The following is a 16,713-nucleotide window of genomic DNA, read 5'->3' on the forward strand; positions in this document are numbered from 1 at the left end:
ATCCCGCCTACATAATCCAGCCTACATAATCCAGCCTAATAGTAGCGTGGCACCAATCACGGTAGAGGCACCGCCAATGCGAGTGGCTATCTGGGCAAATGGCATCAATGACATCCGGTTAGAGGCTGACAAAATAGCGACATCCCCCGTCCCCCCTAACCCACTGTGGCAACTGGTGACAATGGAGGCTTCTACTGGATACATATTTAAATAAGGTGCGATGATAAAACTGACGGCGGCCATTGATAACACAACTGCTCCACATACCACAATGTACCCGACAGAGAACACCGCCACCACACTTTCCAGCGGCACATACAACATACCCAAGCCAATCATCAGTGGCCACACCAGTGTAGTAGACACAAACTTATACCAACTGTGCGCGCCCTGTTCCATTTTCGACGGAATAACCTGTGCATATTTGCACATCACCGCAATCAAAATCATCAGCACCGGGCCTGGAATATGCACCAGCTTTTCAAACAGCCCTCCGACAATAAAGAAAGCGCAGGTCATCAATAAACCGCCGCCCATTAGCTGGAAATCGGCTTGTTTCGGCCCCTCTTGTGAGGTGAATATGGCATTATCCTGTGCTGAGCGAATTAACATTCCTTCGCCATTCAGATCCTTACGACGCATACCAATACGGGCCAACACGCCAGCGCAAATAATGGCGAAGATATTACCGACTACCGCCGCCGGAGCCAGCTGTGCAACATAAACATCCGGGGATTGTCCCAAAATGGCAGAATAAGCCAATGACAATGGCAGGATGCCTTCACCAATTCCACCACCAATAATGGGAACAATGATAAAGAAGAATGTGTGATAAAGGCTGAAGCCGAATAATTTACCCACTAGCAGCCCTGTCGCTACCGCGGTGATGGTCCCCACGACCAACGGGATAAACATCCGTGTCATCCCCTGAATAAGTACCACCCGATTCATGCCAAGGATGCTGCCAACAACCAAGCTGGCGATAACAAAGTAGAGTAAATTCGCTTCCTTCATTAGCAAGTGAACGGTATCGAGCGTATTGGTTTGAAATAGGCCAAAGTAGACCAAAACAGAAGGCACCATTAAACACAAAATGGCTGGGCCGCCGATATCTTTCAATACCGGGATATGACGACCGACATGGGATAGAACAAAACCCATGGTCATAATAACCGCCAAACCACCAATCATATTTTTTGGCAAATAACTGGCGTAGGCTGAAATAAATACAATGGCCGAAATGGTCATAAATAAAGCCATCGGCATGGTATTTATATTCATCTGATTTATATTTACCATCAATCTCTTGATTGAATATTTATCTGTTATATTAATCTCTTCAGTGGAAGTAAGCGCGGTATCCTGATTTATTTTTTTCATTATAGACCTACTGTTGGGTAGCAACTAAGGAACGGAAGGTAACGAATCTAATGTGATGACCGGTTAGCAATATTTAATTTTTTCGATATTCCTCTAGAGAATTTCGACTAACCTGGCACTAAAAAAGCCACTATTAACACAGAAAAACAACAGCATTAAAGAAAAGTGTAAATATACGGGTTCAAAATACCACTGTATCTAAAACAAAAGAACCACTACGCAGTGTCGAACTTCTGTATTTGAGAACACATAGACAAGTTTATTTTAATTAACTTAATTTGAGGTTTTGTAATTAAATAATTTAAGGTGAGAGAGATTTCTCTGTTATGCTTTTAGATGCTAGTCAGTCAAATTTTTTAGTGCAGATCATATAAATCCGAACGGCTCCAGTTAACATCAATAGCACAGTGAATCATACTGTTATAGCCTGCCCATAAGGGTTTCTCTCATCACGGTCAGTGATAGTCAGCGCACTATGTATAAGATAAAATCCACGATACAATCTATTCGCGACATGCGCATATCACCTGCAATCTAATCACTTAATAAATATTATTGAGGATATTAACTGCACTACGTATAAATAAATAATAAATTTTAAAAAGAACCTATAGAAATAGTAACCGCCATTTCCCCTCAATATGAAGAGTGGACATTTTATGCAGCGTCATAATGTATCGAAATAACATCAGTTGAAAACTAGTATTAATAACAATTGTAAAACAATATTTCGTAACTAAAGTAAGTAATATAATCAAGTGCTACTACAAAACAACAGGTTACCCGCTGCTCTAAACTTAACCAATTGAGGTGCTGAATACGTTATTATAACAACATGCCCTGTGATTATAAATTAATCTTAGCCATTCAATTAGTGACTCTGGTAATACCGCAAAAAAAATAGTTTATAAGTGAATATTTTTTTGCCTCATCACGATAGAAACGATAGCATGCCCTCCCGTAATTCAATACTCATGATATACACCATAACAACTGAAGGCGCTAAGACGCTATTTATGCATTAACCTTTAGCAATCGGTTGCAGTAATACATTCACGATGATTGCACAACAGACAGGAAAATAGGGAATGTCTATGATGTCAGGAAAACACTCTACGGAGACCCATCAGGCCGCAAAAAAGCGCTGGTTAGATTCTCATGATACTGGTTATCACAAAAGTATGGGCCGACGTCATATACAGATGATTGCGATTGGCGGGTCTATCGGTACGGGTTTATTTTTAGGCACAGGTGCGCGCTTGCAAATGGCAGGCCCGGCACTCGCTCTGGTTTATCTGGTATGTGGAGTATTCTCGTTTTTTATTCTCCGAGCTCTTGGCGAGTTGATCCTACACCGCCCCACCAGCGGTAGCTTCGTTTCTTATGCCCGTGAGTTTTTGGGTGAAAAAGCATCCTATGTAGCCGGATGGATGTATTTCCTTAACTGGGCGATGACCGGGATCGTCGATATCACAGCTGTCGCGCTCTATATGCACTACTGGGGGACATTCTCTGATGTTCCCCAATGGCTGTTTGCGCTAGGAGCACTGTCGATTGTTGCGACAATGAATATGATTGGCGTGAAATGGTTCGCAGAAATGGAGTTTTGGTTCGCGCTGATCAAAGTCGCCGCCATTTCAATATTTTTGGTCGTCGGTGTGGTATTTCTCGGAACCGGCCAAAGTGTTGCAGGGTACCCCTCGGGTATGAGCCTGATAACAGACAATGGCGGCTTCTTCCCTCACGGATTATTACCAGCATTGGTATTAGTCCAAGGTGTGATATTCGCCTTCGCTGGTATTGAGCTTATCGGTACCGCAGCCGGAGAGTGCAAAGATCCAGAAAAGATGCTCCCCAAGGCTATCAACAGTGTCATCCTACGTATTGGTCTATTTTATGTCGGCTCCGTAGTCCTATTAGTCTGTTTACTGCCCTGGAATGCCTATCAGGCGGGTCAAAGCCCCTTTGTGACATTCTTCAGTAATTTAGGCGTGCCTTATATTGGAACCATTATGAATATTGTGGTGCTATCTGCTGCACTTTCCAGCCTAAACTCGGGCCTTTATTCTACCGGTCGAATCCTTCGCTCACTATCCATGGGCGGCTCTGCACCAAAATTCATGTCGAAAATGAGCCCGCAGTCAGTGCCATATGCCGGAATACTGGTTACGGTTGGAATTTATGTCTTCGGAGTACTACTTAATTACCTCGTCCCCTCTCAAGTATTTGAGATTGTGTTGAATATCGCCTCGTTGGGGATTATCAGTTCATGGGCCTTTATCATTATCTGTCAAATGAAATTACGTCAGGCAATAAAAAAGGGAACAGCAAAACCAGTCTCTTTCAAGATGCCAGGTGCACCCGTGACATCATGGTTAACGCTATTTTTCTTGGCTGGTGTGTTAATCATGATGGCTTTCGACTATCCAAACGGCACTTGGACGATTGCCACTTTGCCGGTCGTCGCTCTGTTGTTGGTGGCGGGCTGGTTCAGCCTGCGCAAACGCGCCCGTGAAGTTGCAGCAGAACCAATAGAAGCGCCAGCCAAAGAGGCAAATGAAGTCATTGCAGCACCGCCAGTTGAGTTGCGCGAACAAAAGTCGGTGAGTTAATACAGATTCTCAGCTCGTAGGTAAGTAAACAGACTTGCGGGCTGAGTTTCACTTTGTTCATATTGATTTGAGAATAACAGGGCCTATTAGTTTTCCGCACACTTGCTAATCAAAAAATCTCGCAAGACTATCGCCTGATTTTGTTCAGCATTACGGCTACCATACAACAAGGTTATAGGTTGCTGTTTCAGCACTGCTAACAAAGGTTGCCATGCGGTGGAGTTGTTGAGTTGAGCCTGATAGCGCACCACAAATTCCGGCCAATCAAGGTGTTGATGAAACCACTGACGCAACGCATTATCCGGGGCAACCTCTTTTAGCCATATCACCCCTTCCAAACGGGCCTTACTGATCCCTCGTGGCCACAAGCGGTCAACGAGAAAAGTGTTGGCTTGATAGGGTGCTTGAACATCATAAACCCGTTGTAAGCTTATCTTATTCACACTCACAGCAATCTCCTTGCGCTTTTTGCCACCAATCCAAAGCTAGCAGCGAATGCTCTTACTTTGAAAGACGATAACATACAAAAAAAAGCCACTATAACTGATGCTATCTTTTCGAAATCTTTACTCTTCTACTCATTCCAACAATTTTTCTTTCCTCTACTATTAGTAGCGTCAGTTTTAGTGTGTTTACAGTTGACACATAACTTTGCCAACATCAGGATTTTATTAGATTGCCAATTAAATGCCCGCTTGATGCGGGCTTTTATTGTTTTAATCAACAATCACTCGACCGTGATATTGCTGTATCGGACGATTATTTGCATCATGGTGAATAGCTGATTTAAATTGTGTGATTTGTTCGGCTGAGACAGTTAGCGGATTTTTCATTACCAACCAGCGAACTCCTTCAGAACAAGGTGGTGTGGTTAAAGAACCACTGAATCGATAGTAATGTTTATCTGTCGGTAGCAATGCATTTAGATTTAATGCTTCCTTCAGCGCAACCTGCTGATTTAACTTTTCAGGAATTTGGCTCCAAGCCTTATTCAGTTCTGGATTAGCGGCACCAACATTAAACATTACGGCCACTACCAATAGCTCACCCTGGTCATTCATATGAACTAAATGTGCTTCCAATGGAAATTGTTGCCCGTTGATTTCATTCTCACTGGGAACGTGGAAATGGAATTGCTGCAAAGTAAATAACTCACCATCTATCTCTATAGTATCGCCTTTAGCAACATTGATTTGTAGAGTATGGCCGTTATTAATAATATTCTGAGGCTCAGTAATATACTGCACCACCAGTGGCGCTAAATTGCTATGCAATGCTCCATGAATATCAACTGGAGATTGATTTTGTCCGTCCTGACACATATGAAATTCAGGACTTAACTTCCCCCAGTTTTCCGGCGCTTCCTTACCTTCGTAACCCCAACCATGATGTTCATTTGCCTGCAATGAGAAACTGGCCATAACCAATATTGCCAGCACTAACTTTCCTTTCATATACCCGAACTCCCTTCCGAAAAATAGTCGCCACAAGCAAAATGCTTTGTGTTTGCAATGATATACCCACGCATAAGGCATGGGAATATTTCGCGTAGCATTATTATTTGAAAAACTCGTAGGGAATGGTGGTAACGATAGATTTAAACCGAGGGAAGAAAATAGGTACTGAATGGCATACAGCACTCAGTACTCTTGGCGGGTTTAATGGGATTTTCTATTTTTGGTAAAGATCCCAACGATTGCCGTAGATATCTTCGAACACAACCACCATGCCATAGGATTCTTTACGAGGTTCCTCACAGAAAGTGACTCCCTTTGATTTCATCAGCTCATAATCACGCCAGAAATTCTCGGTCTCAAGGAAAAGGAAAACCCGTCCACCACATTGGTTGCCAATAAATGTGGCTTGATGATCATTTGATGCGCGAGCCAACAATAAGCGGCATTCACTGTCCTCACTCGGTGACACTGATACCCAGCGCTTACCGGGTTGTGGTTCATCTTCCCGTAAAAAGAAACCCAACTTTTCAGTATAGTATTCAATCGCTTTATCGTAATCATCAACTACGATGGCAATATATCCCATCCCTCTTTTTTTACTTGCCATATATCCATCCACTGTTAATTAATTCAGGTCATATTCCGCCAAAGATAACCTATTCTTACTTACCCATTATTTCTCAGCCACTCTTCACGGCTGATCTCCCATATTTCGGTCGGGAAATGGCCGCCCACATAATCTCGTTCTTCTCTTCCTATCAAGCGCATCCCATTTTTACGCGAGATAGCGGCGGAGGCTTGATTAGGCGCAGCTTTTGTTACCCGCAGATAGGGGCGATTTAATTGGGTAAACCAAAAATGGGTCACTGCGGTACTGGCTTCGCTTATTAGCCCCTGTCCCTGCCATTCCGGACTTAACCAAAAACCGCGATGATCTTCAGTATCACAAACTAGATTAATGACACCAATCAATGTATCAGGGGCAACTTTAGGGCGAATTGACCAGAAAAAACCACTGCCACACTGCATCTTAGGCAATGCAATGTCACGCACAAAAGTTAAACCACCCTCTGCGGGATAAGGCCAGGGAACCGCTGAAGCATCAAGATATTTAACGACGTCCCAAATTGGAAATTTTTGCTGTATCTGCTGTGCATCTCGTAACGTCAAAGGCAATAACAACAGACGATCAGTCAATAGCGATTCCATCAAATAGCCCCCAAACGATGTAGCCAGTTGAACAAGCTGGCACCCGCAGTAGATACACACCTAAACGGAAGGTAACATTGAATGAGATATGTCGACAAGTGAGTCAACTTATAGCAAAGTTTACTCGCTGTAACCTCCGAGCAAAGATTATGATAATTATTCCTTCATAAATACGAACATGTTATATTCAATTTAATTAAATTACGGGTGAAAAAAATGACTACCGTGCTGATTAATACAACCAAACAAATGAAGCAAAAAAATATCATGCTGGTTGCTAGCACATTAAAATCACTGACATCTGCCACCAAAGGAGATATATCGACACATACCGGGTTAAGTCTGGCAACTTGCGGCACAATTCTGAATGAATTATGTGCAAAGGGAGAAGTTATTGAAGAGTCTCTCGATGAATCGCGCGGTGGTCGGCCTGCAAAACGCTATAAATATAATGCCAATTATTTTAGTGTATTAAGCATCTATGTTGAAGGAATCGGTAATTCAGGGATTATATCATCAGCTCTGACCTCCGCTGATGGTAAAAAAATCAAAGAGTATAATGAAGTTTATAGTGATTTTACCGTGGATAAATTAATGCTCCACATTCAAAATATTATAGATAAGAACAGTAATATCAAGGCAATAGGACTCGGTTTACCTGGCGTCGTGGTTGATGGTAAAGTGCTTACCTGTGATATCGTCAATCTTGAAGGGTTAGCTATAACAGAGTTATTAAGCCACCAATTAGGTATTTTTGTTCAGGTTGGCAATGATATGAATTATGCCGCATTTGGGTTTTACCGGCATAATTGTCGCAATATAAGTGATCCCATTGCTTATATATATATGCCACCAAGGCATTGTGCAGGTTGTGGTATTGTTATCTCAGGAGAAATGCTCCGTGGCGGAAGCCAATTTGCTGGAGAGGTTTCAAAACTTCCTTTCTATGATAATTTAGAAAACGAAGCCAATCATAATACGCAAAATAACCTCGCCCTAGAAAAGCTGGTTCATATCGCTTCATCTCTGATCGCAATAATAAACCCTACTACCATCGCTATATCGGGGAGTACAATTGACCAGAGTTGTATTGGCGAACTAACTGTTAAATTACTGGAAAAGTTTGATAGTAAACATATTCCACATTTTGTTTATCGTGACTCAATCAAGTCTGATTATCATTATGGAATATCCGAATATACGCTTGATGCATATAATAATTTTAGAGTTTTTGATATTTAGCTCACACAGCTGCTTATAGATAAGCATTCTATCGCCGCCAAAATAATGCCAATCGACAGTAATCAAGCATCCACCCCCCTGCATCAACACCTTAGCCATCTATTACCCAGCATAAACCCATTTTCTAACCAGAATGTTCTTGACATCTCAAGCTTTGGCATTATATTTTACCACTTAATATAAGTCTTTTATAAAGTGGTTTTACATTGATATCCACCCCAATGTCACCACGATTAACCCGAGAAAGGTAACCCGTTAATGTCTAGCTATACCATTGATTTTCCGCTGGATACCCGTGCTAAACGCACATCCACTCGCGCTGTTTTTTTTATCGCTGGGTTTGCTATGGGATTGTGGGCTTCACTTGTGCCCTACGCACAAAATCGGCTCCAGTTTGATGCTGGCTCATTAGGATTACTTTTGCTCTGTTTAGGCACTGGCTCACTACTCGCCATGCTTTTCTCCGGAAAACTTATTGGCCATTTTGGGTGTAGGAAAATAATGTCATTAGGTATTGTACTTACCTGTATTTTCTTACCCACCTTGGCAATTATTGATCAATTTCCCTTAATGGCAGTCTGTTTGTTCTTTTTTGGTGCTGGAATTGGTTTGGTTGATGTAGCAGTTAATGTTCAAGGTTCTCTGGTTGAGCAATCGTCAGATAAGCCACTCATGTCTGGCTTCCATTGCCTATTCAGCATTGGTTCCATTGCCGGTGCCGGTGGGGGTGCAACCCTGTTTGCTCTAGGGTTAATGCCTCTTACCGTGACGTTCATTGCCATCGTCTTGATAGCAATTATTACGTCGGCAGTTTTCAATGAATTAATTCCCTTTGGTGATCATAAAGAACCTAGTGAGTCTGCAATAGCCAAGCCGCGGCCAAATTTTCGCCTCGTATTAATGGCACTGATGTGCATGATTTGTTTTATGGCTGAAGGGGCTGTATTAGATTGGAGTGGTGTATTTCTAACGAATGATCGTGGGCTAGATATAACACATGCCGGTTGGGGATTTGCCGTTTTTGGTGGAACCATGTCGGTCATGCGCTTTACTGGCGATAAGGTTGTTAGCATCCTGGGACGCAAACGTGTACTGATCTTAAGTAGTTTGTTTGCCATGGTCGGTTATGCCGTTGCGGTCATTATACCTGACTGGAAATTTACATTACTTGGTTTTGCTTTGGTCGGAATAGGAGCTGCGAATATTGTCCCAGTGTTGATCACATTAGCAGGCCAAGAAAAAGTTATGCCAGTGAATATGTCCGTTGCCATGGTAGCAACACTGGGTTATTTCGGTGTTCTGGGTGGCCCAGCCCTGATCGGCTTTATTGCCCATCTAACAGACCTCTACACCGCGTTCTCTATTGTCGCGCTGACATTTATTGTCATTACAGTAGGTGCTTTTAAACTGAAATATTCCTGCGACTAGTGCAATCCTGCAGAGAGGGATAAGCAGGTGGCGGTCTGTTAACGTTATCTGAAAATAAAATTTGTGACTGAGTATGGTAATTTTACCGGCTAGCAGAATTATGCTAGCTTTTTTTTAAATGAAAAAACGTTAAGATATTTTCTGTCAAACCAACGTCTTGGGTATATTAAAGAAGGAAATAAAATGAGTATTAAAATTATTGCTGTTGATATGGATGGAACCTTTCTCGATGATCAGATGAGTTTTGATAGAAAGCGCTTTAGCTCACAATATTCTCAATTAAAAAATAATGGGATAAAGTTTGTTGTCGCTAGCGGAAATCAATATTATCAGCTAATTACCTACTTCCCTGAGATTGCTCACGAAATAGCATTTGTCGCCGAAAATGGTGCCTATGTCAGCAATGAGAACACTGAAATTTTTTGTGGAAAAACATCAGATGAAGATCGAAATAAAGTTATAAACACAATATTACCAATACCCTATATCGACATCATTATTTGTGGCAAAAACGGAGCTTACATGTTGAGTTCTGCCAACAGTGATTTCTTTACTACGATGAGTAAATATTACTATCGTCTTAAAATTATTGATGATTTTAGTCAAGTTGATGAGCCAGCATTCAAATTTGCAATAAGTCTACCCAATGAAAAGTTGGCTGAATTTATGGCGTTTATTGAGAGTGAATTAGCCGGAATTGTCACCCCGGTCTCCAGTGGTCACGGCTCTGTCGATCTGATAATACCCGGTGTACACAAAGCCAATGGTATTCAATTATTGCAAAACATATGGGGTGTAAAAGATGAAGAAGTCGTCACCTTTGGCGATGGAGGTAATGATATTGAGATGCTGCAATATGCCGGTTTTGGCTTCGCTATGGCTAACGCACCTGAAAATATTAAAAAAATAGCAAAGTATCAAACAGACTCAAATAATGACTCTGGTGTACTAAATGTGATCGATAAAATTCTAAAAAAAGAGCCACCTTTCGCATAAAAATAAATCAATGACTGAAACTGCCCTTTCATATTGAGTTAACATAAAAAATGGAAGGGTCTATTAATTAACATAATGGCTCCCTAGTCGGGCACCCGTTGAAAATATAGATACTCCAACTTCGCTCATTACAAAAAAGCAGAGTTCAACTCTACTATCATGAAGCGGCAGCCATTAAGTAAATAGATAAAAGTCAGCCCGCAGCAAAATTCGCTCAAAGAGTTGATGAGGAGCTCAGGCCGACAATAGTTATGCGAATCTAGCGCCCCTTTTTCTTACGCCCAGGCTGAGAAAATCGCTTACGAGAAGCAGAGTTACCATCAGGTTTCTCGGTCTTTTTTGGCCCATTGGTATTTGATTTTTTATCTGCAGTAGGTTTAGCGCGTACTTTTTTAACCGTTTTTTCTTCAGATGACGAGTTCTCAATCAGTTTAAATAAGCCGATGAGTTCATCGTCATTCAAATCACGCCACTCGCCTAGTGGTAGTCCTTTCAGATTGATATTCATGATACGAGTACGTTCAAGCTTGGTGACTTCATAACCAAAATGCTGGCACATGCGACGAATTTGGCGATTAAGCCCTTGAACCAGAGTGATGTTAAATACAAAGGTCGATACTTTCTTCACTTTGCATTTTTTGGTCATTGTTCCGAGCATCGGTACGCCGGCCCCTAAACCGAGAATAAACTCATCAGTCACCGGCTTGTTAACAGTCACTACATACTCTTTCTCGTGATCGTTTCCTGCACGCAAAACCTTGTTAACCAAATCGCCCTGATTAGTCAGGAAAATCAGCCCTTGAGAGTCTTTATCCAGACGCCCGATAGGGAAGACTCGTTTACTGTGGTTAACAAAATCAACGATGTTATTGTGTTCACTATCTTCTGTGGTACTTATGATACCCACTGGCTTATTCAGAGCAATCAACACCAAGTCATCTTCATCACGCGCGTCGATAAGCTGACCGTTAACCTTCACCACATCCCCAGCATAGACCTGATCGCCAATTACGGCCCGCTTACCGTTAATGAAAACATTTCCCTGTTCAATATAACGATCTGCATCACGACGCGAACAGATGCCGCTCTCACTAATGTATTTGTTAAGGCGAATGGATGAGTTACTCAAATTAATTCTTCCGTAAATATTGGACTATATCACGTTAGGTTGTGAAACCTGAATGGCTGTTTAACAGAGTGTTAGCGAAGTAACACCGAGACTTTTAAGCACCTTTTCTATTTACTATTCCACTACTGAGCGATTCACTAATATCGCCGGTTTTAACTCTCTGACCAAACGAATCATTTTTCTCAACTCTGGGGCAATTTCGCCATGTGGCGTTGAATATGTGACTAGCCTGCTCTTCTCCTGCCCCTGCTTTATTGAATCATATCGCTCAATGGCTGCCAGTTCTCTTTATCTCAGAGGAGCTTTTGTGCTTTATTTAATTCACCTGAGGGCTAGATATGTAAAAACCGCCCGTAGACGGTTTGGCGATAATACTGAGCATATTAAACTAGACTCCCAACATAGGGATTCTTCATGCTTATCTAAGGATTAGTGCATCCGCCATTAGCTTGACAATGTGCATACTCAGAAGTGCCTACATCTGGCCCGGTAGCAGGATCATTGCAATAGGGCCACCATTTGCTGGAAGGATTACATTCTTCAGCCATAGCTCCCGCAGATACAGACATAACACCGACTAACAGTAAACCTTTTAATATATCTTTCATCGTAACTTCCTCCATGATTAGCCGCCATACCTAAAGCGACGGACGATTTGACTATTACTTTCAGTGCTCGTAATAGCCGCTCTCATCATTGATTCAGCATGCTTACTAATCAATCAAATAAGTTAGTTTGTTTAACTGTTGTTGATAATAATTCTCATTTTTATTAATTATGCATGAGATTGCGTTAACTCTTATATGCCAGTACCATTATTGAGTGTACTCATGGAATACCCGCCAGAATGCTTAATAATCAATCAATTCAGTATGTTGAAATATCTCTAAAAGTGACTAGTTCGGTTTAGCGGGATACCTATAAGTGCCCCGAAAAAGCGCTCAATCAATCTATGTGGTAAAATGAAAATTAATAGTACCTTATTTGCGGCTACCATCATTGTTGCGGTTGTGTCGTTTGGCTTTCTGGTGTTTGATTTATTGACTAGGTAGCTAACGATTAGCCTGTAGATAGGCAAGGAAGATAGATGAAAGAGTATGTAATTCCTGTCATTTTAGTATTGGCTACGGTAATCGCTATTTCTGCTGTAGCGGTGATAACCATAGCCTTGCTAGGCAATGGTATAAAAATTGGTGATATGACTTACTATCTCAGTTAGCGTACTAAGTTTAATTTTACGTCCACTGGAGGATGTATGAAAATAAATAGCACTGTAGTTGTTATCGTCCTCATAGTTGCTGCTTTTGTGGCTGGATATGTAGTGTCAGAGATGTTTGCTAGGTAGCCTTTAAGCCAAATCCAATATGCTTGAACGGAAATAACTATAGCTATACCAAGGAAAAGTTATGGCGAGTTATGGTTCGTAATCTCGCCCGGTTTGTTGGTCGCTCACTCCCCCTACTTGACCTCATCATTTTCATTGTTCACCTAACCAGTGGCAACTCAGACCAGCACGTTGTATAACCAGGTGATAGCATTTCTCTTTTCATTTGCCAGCCCCTTTGTATCCCCTACCCCGCACACCGCACACCGCACACCGCACGCTACCCTTTCCTGACTTATTAATATCGTCAAGAACAGCCATCAGTGGCAGTGTTATTCGCCTTTGGTTGTCATCAAACAAATCGGTTCAACACCCAAGCATATTTATAAAAAAATTAATGCAATGATTAATATGAATATTATTTTCAGCTAATTATCTGGATGCAAAAAATAAGATATTTAAAAAACAGGAACATTCCTACAAAATCAGCCCTGCAATCTGATTATTTTTTGACTTAGATCACGTTATTGTGAGCTCATGAATTATCGTTGTAAGTAATTAGCTTGACGTTCATATGTATTTTAAAAAGTAAACGAAAATTCATATTAATAAATTCACTCTTTTTATCATATTTTATATCAGGGTTATTACTTAACATGAGTTCTTTTAATTGTAAGTTATCTTGTATTGCCTTAACTATTATATCTACGATTAGTACCACAACTTCTTATGCTGACATCGGTTTTGCGGGTGATGTAATACCTGACAATGCTGGTTGGGATATTCCCGGGGTCCTAATAATCGGTAATACAGCAGCAGGTATTATGGATATTTTCGATGGTGGAACGTTGACCAGCGGAAATGTAGCCGCTGGACTGTGGAGTTATATCGGTAATAACTCGGGGGCTACCGGTCAGGTGACTATTACTGGCTCTGACTCTAAGTGGATAAATAACGGAGTGCTCTTTGTTGGCTATAACGGGAGTGGCACATTACAAATATTAGATGGTGGCGTTGTAAACAACCCAGTTAACACGACACATATTGGTTTTGGTGTTGGAGCTACTGGTTACCTTGAAGTCAGTGGGGTTGGTTCGCAATTGATCAACGGTGGCGGATTACGGATTGGTGGTGAAGATAATAGCAATGGCAAGATGAGAATCGCTGATGGTGCTGTAGTCACTAACCAAAATGATGCTGATATTGCATACCATCCAGGTTCTACCGGTAGTGTCGAAGTAACAGGCCCAGGCTCAATCTGGAATGCTGGTAACCGTATGTTTATCGGCCATGAAGGCGATGGTAGCCTTAAAATCACCGACGGCGGAGTTGTTACAACGACAACAAAAGCAAGTGTTGCCGCAGGTGTTACGTCAACCGGTTATGTGGAAGTGAGTGGTACAGGTTCTCGCTGGCAAATTGGTACATTGCTAGATATAGGGACTAATGGCCCTGCCACCATGATTGTTTCTGATGGCGGCGTGGTAACCAGTCAAAGTGGAAATATTAATGACTCTATCGGACTGGTGGAAATCACCGGTATTGGTTCTCGTTGGGATAATGCTCAAGCCCTTCAAATTGGTTCAAGTTCCGCATCAGTAGGTTCTGATAGCACTCTAAATATTACTAATGGTGGTATTGTTACAGATAATTCGGGTTATGTTGGTGCCGGAAACAATGCCACTGGCCGAGTAAATATCTCAGGGGCCGGTTCTGCTTGGCAAAACGCTAGCTTATTGATGGTAGGTTCGAATGGGGATGGCTCAGTAGTCGTCTCTGATGGTGGGAGTTTAACTAGTGCTGGCAGCTATGTGGGTGCCGCTTCAGGGTCAAGAGGTGACATTTTAGTCACAGGGGCCAATTCCACGTGGATTAACAACGGTGATATGCGTTTCGGTGAGTATGGTGGTAACACCTCACTTACCATCAATAACAATGGTTTCGTTAAAACAGATAATATAATAATTGCTAACGATGCTACTTCGACCGGTGTGCTGAATATTGGGAGTGCCGCGGGTTATGCTGCAACCTCTGCTGGAAATATTAATACGCCAATTATCACCTTAGGCAACGGCGATAGTTCAATTGTCTTTAACCATACGAATACCAATTATCAATTTAATTCTGCAATTAATGGTATTGGTAAAGTGGCAGTTTACAGCGGAACTACGGTACTCAATGGTGTCAATAACTACAGCGGCACGACAACTGTTAATGGCGGCACTTTAAAGGCAAGTTCAGCAAACAGCTTCAGTGCAGTTTCTGATTATCTTGTTGATACCGCGGGACTACTGGATTTAGCTGGTTTTGACCAAACACTGAACAGCCTGAGCAACAGCGGCACGGTAAGCCTTAATGGTGCACCAGGTACTGTATTGACAGTATCCGGTAATTACATCGGCAACGATGGCTTGCTCAATTTTAATTCTCTATTAAATAATGACACTTCAGCTACTGATAAATTAGTCGTTAATGGCAATACTTCTGGCACAACTCGTGTGGGCGTGGCTAACTTGGGTGGCAGTGGCGCAACAACATTGAATGGTATCGAACTGATTGAGGTTAATGGGCTGTCAAGCGGTGAGTTTGTTAAGCAGGGGCGTATTGTTGCCGGTGCCTATGATTACTCTCTGGCGCGTGGTGTAGGGATAAATGCCAGCAACTGGTATCTGACCAGCACAGCAACAACAGTTCCACTTGTTGAACCTGTTGAACCACCAGTGATGGTCGAACGGCCAGAAGCTGGCAGTTACACTGCTAACCTGGCAACTGCCAATAACATGTTTATAACGAGTCTCAATGACCGCATGGGTGAAACCCAATATATTGATGCATTGACCGGTGAACATAAAGTGACCAGCCTGTGGTTGCGTAACGAAGGTGGGCATAACCGTTCACGTGATGCATCGGGGCAATTGAATACACAAGCTAATCGTTATGTCCTGCAACTGGGCGGTGATATTGCTCAGTGGAGTAATAACAACACGGACCGTTTCCATCTAGGTGTTATGGCTGGATATGGCAATAGCAAGAGTACGACTGTTTCACAAGTGTCTGGCTATAGCTCTAAAGGCTCAATCGACGGCTACAGCGCCGGTGTATACGGTACCTGGTACGCGAATAGCGAAGATAAGTCCGGATTATACGTAGATAGTTGGGCGCAATACAGCTGGTTCAACAACACGGTCAATGGTCAGGATTTAGCTTCTGAAGAGTACAAGTCTAAGGGCGTAAGCGCCTCAGTCGAAAGTGGCTATACCTTTAAAATCGGTGAGAATGCGTCGAAAAACGCCAGTTACTTTATCCAGCCGAAAGCGCAGGTGACATGGATGGGTGTTAAAGCCGATGACCATAAAGAAGCCAATGGGACAAATATCTCCGGTGAAGGTGATGGAAACATCCAGACCCGTCTGGGGGTGAAAGCCTTTATGAATGGCTACGCCGATCAGGATAAAGGTAAAGATCGTGTATTCCAACCGTTTGTGGAAGCCAACTGGGTCCACAATACTAATGATTTCGGCACTACGATGGACGGTATGACGGTTAAGCAAGACGGTGCGGCCAATATTGGTGAGCTGAAAGTGGGTGTGGAAGGCCAGATTAATAAGAAAGTGAATGTCTGGGGTAATGTCGGCCAGCAAATTGGTAACAAAGGTTACAGCGATACAGCTGTAATGCTGGGAGTTAAATACAACTTCTAATACTGGTTAAAAAATATAGGTAAACAGACCGGGCAATTAAGCCCGGTTTTGCATTTTAGGCTTCAGTCAAAGTGGCCTCAATAATCATCTGTTGCCTAATTTGCGGTGCAGGCCAACTAACCATCCGCCATTTTCATCTGCATAGTATAGTCAGGCTGATGTATGGGTTGCCTTTGAAAAGTTCATGATCAGCCAGAAAGAGGATTCTTCATTTATTGGTTTGATTAATAAATTT

Annotated in this window: 13 protein-coding genes; 6 read left to right on the plus strand and 7 right to left on the minus strand. The window is 42.2% G+C overall.

Translation table 11 applies throughout. The features are described from left to right. Positions 1 to 21 precede the first annotated feature (21 nt). The gene (locus tag N0H69_RS15910) at positions 22 to 1,380 is read right to left on the minus strand and encodes a 2-hydroxycarboxylate transporter family protein (RefSeq protein WP_050107374.1); all 1,359 of its coding nucleotides are present in this window, start codon (positions 1,378 to 1,380) and stop codon (positions 22 to 24) included. Between the two features lie 1,094 nt (positions 1,381 to 2,474). On the opposite strand from N0H69_RS15910, the gene ansP reads away from it, so the two are divergent. Beyond that, positions 2,475 to 3,992, plus strand: a complete 1,518-nt coding sequence (gene ansP, locus N0H69_RS15915; protein ID WP_050151382.1) for an L-asparagine permease — start codon at positions 2,475 to 2,477, stop codon at positions 3,990 to 3,992. Positions 3,993 to 4,078: 86 nt separating this feature from the next. On the opposite strand, the gene N0H69_RS15920 is transcribed toward ansP, so the two are convergent. The 4 genes from N0H69_RS15920 to N0H69_RS15935 all read right to left on the minus strand — a co-directional run bounded on the left by N0H69_RS15920 (position 4,079) and on the right by N0H69_RS15935 (position 6,658). Then, positions 4,079 to 4,441 (minus strand): DUF488 domain-containing protein, encoded by a 363-nt coding sequence (locus N0H69_RS15920; protein WP_050151280.1) that lies wholly within the window; start codon positions 4,439 to 4,441, stop codon positions 4,079 to 4,081. 267 nt (positions 4,442 to 4,708) lie between these two features. Further along, positions 4,709 to 5,446 (minus strand): carbonic anhydrase, encoded by a 738-nt coding sequence (locus tag N0H69_RS15925; RefSeq protein ID WP_050151281.1) that lies wholly within the window; start codon positions 5,444 to 5,446, stop codon positions 4,709 to 4,711. Between the two features lie 217 nt (positions 5,447 to 5,663). Beyond that, entirely contained in the window at positions 5,664 to 6,056 is a 393-nt protein-coding gene (locus N0H69_RS15930; protein ID WP_050107379.1) for a VOC family protein, read from the minus strand. Positions 6,057 to 6,115: 59 nt separating this feature from the next. Continuing rightward, complete coding sequence (locus tag N0H69_RS15935) at positions 6,116 to 6,658, minus strand: GNAT family N-acetyltransferase (protein WP_050107382.1); 543 nt, start codon at positions 6,656 to 6,658, stop codon at positions 6,116 to 6,118. A gap of 216 nt (positions 6,659 to 6,874) precedes the next feature. Here N0H69_RS15935 and N0H69_RS15940 point away from each other — a divergent pair, with 216 nt between their 5' ends. The 3 genes from N0H69_RS15940 (at position 6,875) to N0H69_RS15950 (ending at position 10,324) form a co-directional block, all read left to right on the plus strand. Then, positions 6,875 to 7,900: an ROK family protein gene (locus N0H69_RS15940; protein WP_050151282.1), complete on the plus strand. Its 1,026-nt coding sequence runs from the start codon at positions 6,875 to 6,877 to the stop codon at positions 7,898 to 7,900. Positions 7,901 to 8,158: 258 nt separating this feature from the next. Continuing rightward, positions 8,159 to 9,328, plus strand: coding sequence for an MFS transporter (locus N0H69_RS15945; RefSeq protein ID WP_050151283.1), 1,170 nt, complete (start codon positions 8,159 to 8,161; stop codon positions 9,326 to 9,328). Positions 9,329 to 9,511: 183 nt separating this feature from the next. After that, complete coding sequence (locus tag N0H69_RS15950) at positions 9,512 to 10,324, plus strand: Cof-type HAD-IIB family hydrolase (RefSeq protein WP_050146350.1); 813 nt, start codon at positions 9,512 to 9,514, stop codon at positions 10,322 to 10,324. Between the two features lie 259 nt (positions 10,325 to 10,583). On the opposite strand, the gene rluF is transcribed toward N0H69_RS15950, so the two are convergent. Continuing rightward, a complete protein-coding gene (gene rluF, locus N0H69_RS15955; protein WP_050107390.1) occupies positions 10,584 to 11,453 on the minus strand; it encodes a 23S rRNA pseudouridine(2604) synthase RluF in 870 nt (289 codons plus the stop codon). Between the two features lie 1,087 nt (positions 11,454 to 12,540). Here rluF and N0H69_RS15960 point away from each other — a divergent pair. Continuing rightward, positions 12,541 to 12,672, plus strand: coding sequence for a hypothetical protein (locus tag N0H69_RS15960; RefSeq protein WP_256967527.1), 132 nt, complete (start codon positions 12,541 to 12,543; stop codon positions 12,670 to 12,672). Positions 12,673 to 12,937: 265 nt separating this feature from the next. Here N0H69_RS15960 and N0H69_RS22280 read toward each other — a convergent pair whose 3' ends face one another. Next, positions 12,938 to 13,003: a DUF4113 domain-containing protein gene (locus N0H69_RS22280; protein WP_072077538.1), complete on the minus strand. Its 66-nt coding sequence runs from the start codon at positions 13,001 to 13,003 to the stop codon at positions 12,938 to 12,940. A 430-nt stretch (positions 13,004 to 13,433) separates the two neighbouring features. Between N0H69_RS22280 and N0H69_RS15965 the strand changes: the two genes are divergently transcribed. Next, positions 13,434 to 16,478: an autotransporter outer membrane beta-barrel domain-containing protein gene (locus N0H69_RS15965; protein WP_050151284.1), complete on the plus strand. Its 3,045-nt coding sequence runs from the start codon at positions 13,434 to 13,436 to the stop codon at positions 16,476 to 16,478. Positions 16,479 to 16,713 lie beyond the last annotated feature (235 nt).

The organism is Yersinia alsatica (assembly GCF_025133195.1).
Classification (GTDB): domain Bacteria; phylum Pseudomonadota; class Gammaproteobacteria; order Enterobacterales; family Enterobacteriaceae; genus Yersinia; species Yersinia alsatica.

Bases quoted from the DNA above. Each gene is read 5' to 3' on its own strand.
- N0H69_RS15965 (WP_050151284.1), top strand. From the start codon at position 13,434: ATGAGTTCTTTTAATTGTAAGTTATCTTGTATTGCCTTAACTATTATA.
- N0H69_RS15930 (WP_050107379.1), bottom strand. From the start codon at position 6,056: ATGGCAAGTAAAAAAAGAGGGATGGGATATATTGCCATCGTAGTTGAT.
- N0H69_RS15935 (WP_050107382.1), bottom strand. From the start codon at position 6,658: ATGGAATCGCTATTGACTGATCGTCTGTTGTTATTGCCTTTGACGTTA.
- N0H69_RS15950 (WP_050146350.1), top strand. From the start codon at position 9,512: ATGAGTATTAAAATTATTGCTGTTGATATGGATGGAACCTTTCTCGAT.
- N0H69_RS15940 (WP_050151282.1), top strand. From the start codon at position 6,875: ATGACTACCGTGCTGATTAATACAACCAAACAAATGAAGCAAAAAAAT.
- N0H69_RS15960 (WP_256967527.1), top strand. From the start codon at position 12,541: ATGAAAGAGTATGTAATTCCTGTCATTTTAGTATTGGCTACGGTAATC.
- N0H69_RS15925 (WP_050151281.1), bottom strand. From the start codon at position 5,446: ATGAAAGGAAAGTTAGTGCTGGCAATATTGGTTATGGCCAGTTTCTCA.
- ansP (WP_050151382.1), top strand. From the start codon at position 2,475: ATGATGTCAGGAAAACACTCTACGGAGACCCATCAGGCCGCAAAAAAG.
- N0H69_RS15945 (WP_050151283.1), top strand. From the start codon at position 8,159: ATGTCTAGCTATACCATTGATTTTCCGCTGGATACCCGTGCTAAACGC.
- N0H69_RS15910 (WP_050107374.1), bottom strand. From the start codon at position 1,380: ATGAAAAAAATAAATCAGGATACCGCGCTTACTTCCACTGAAGAGATT.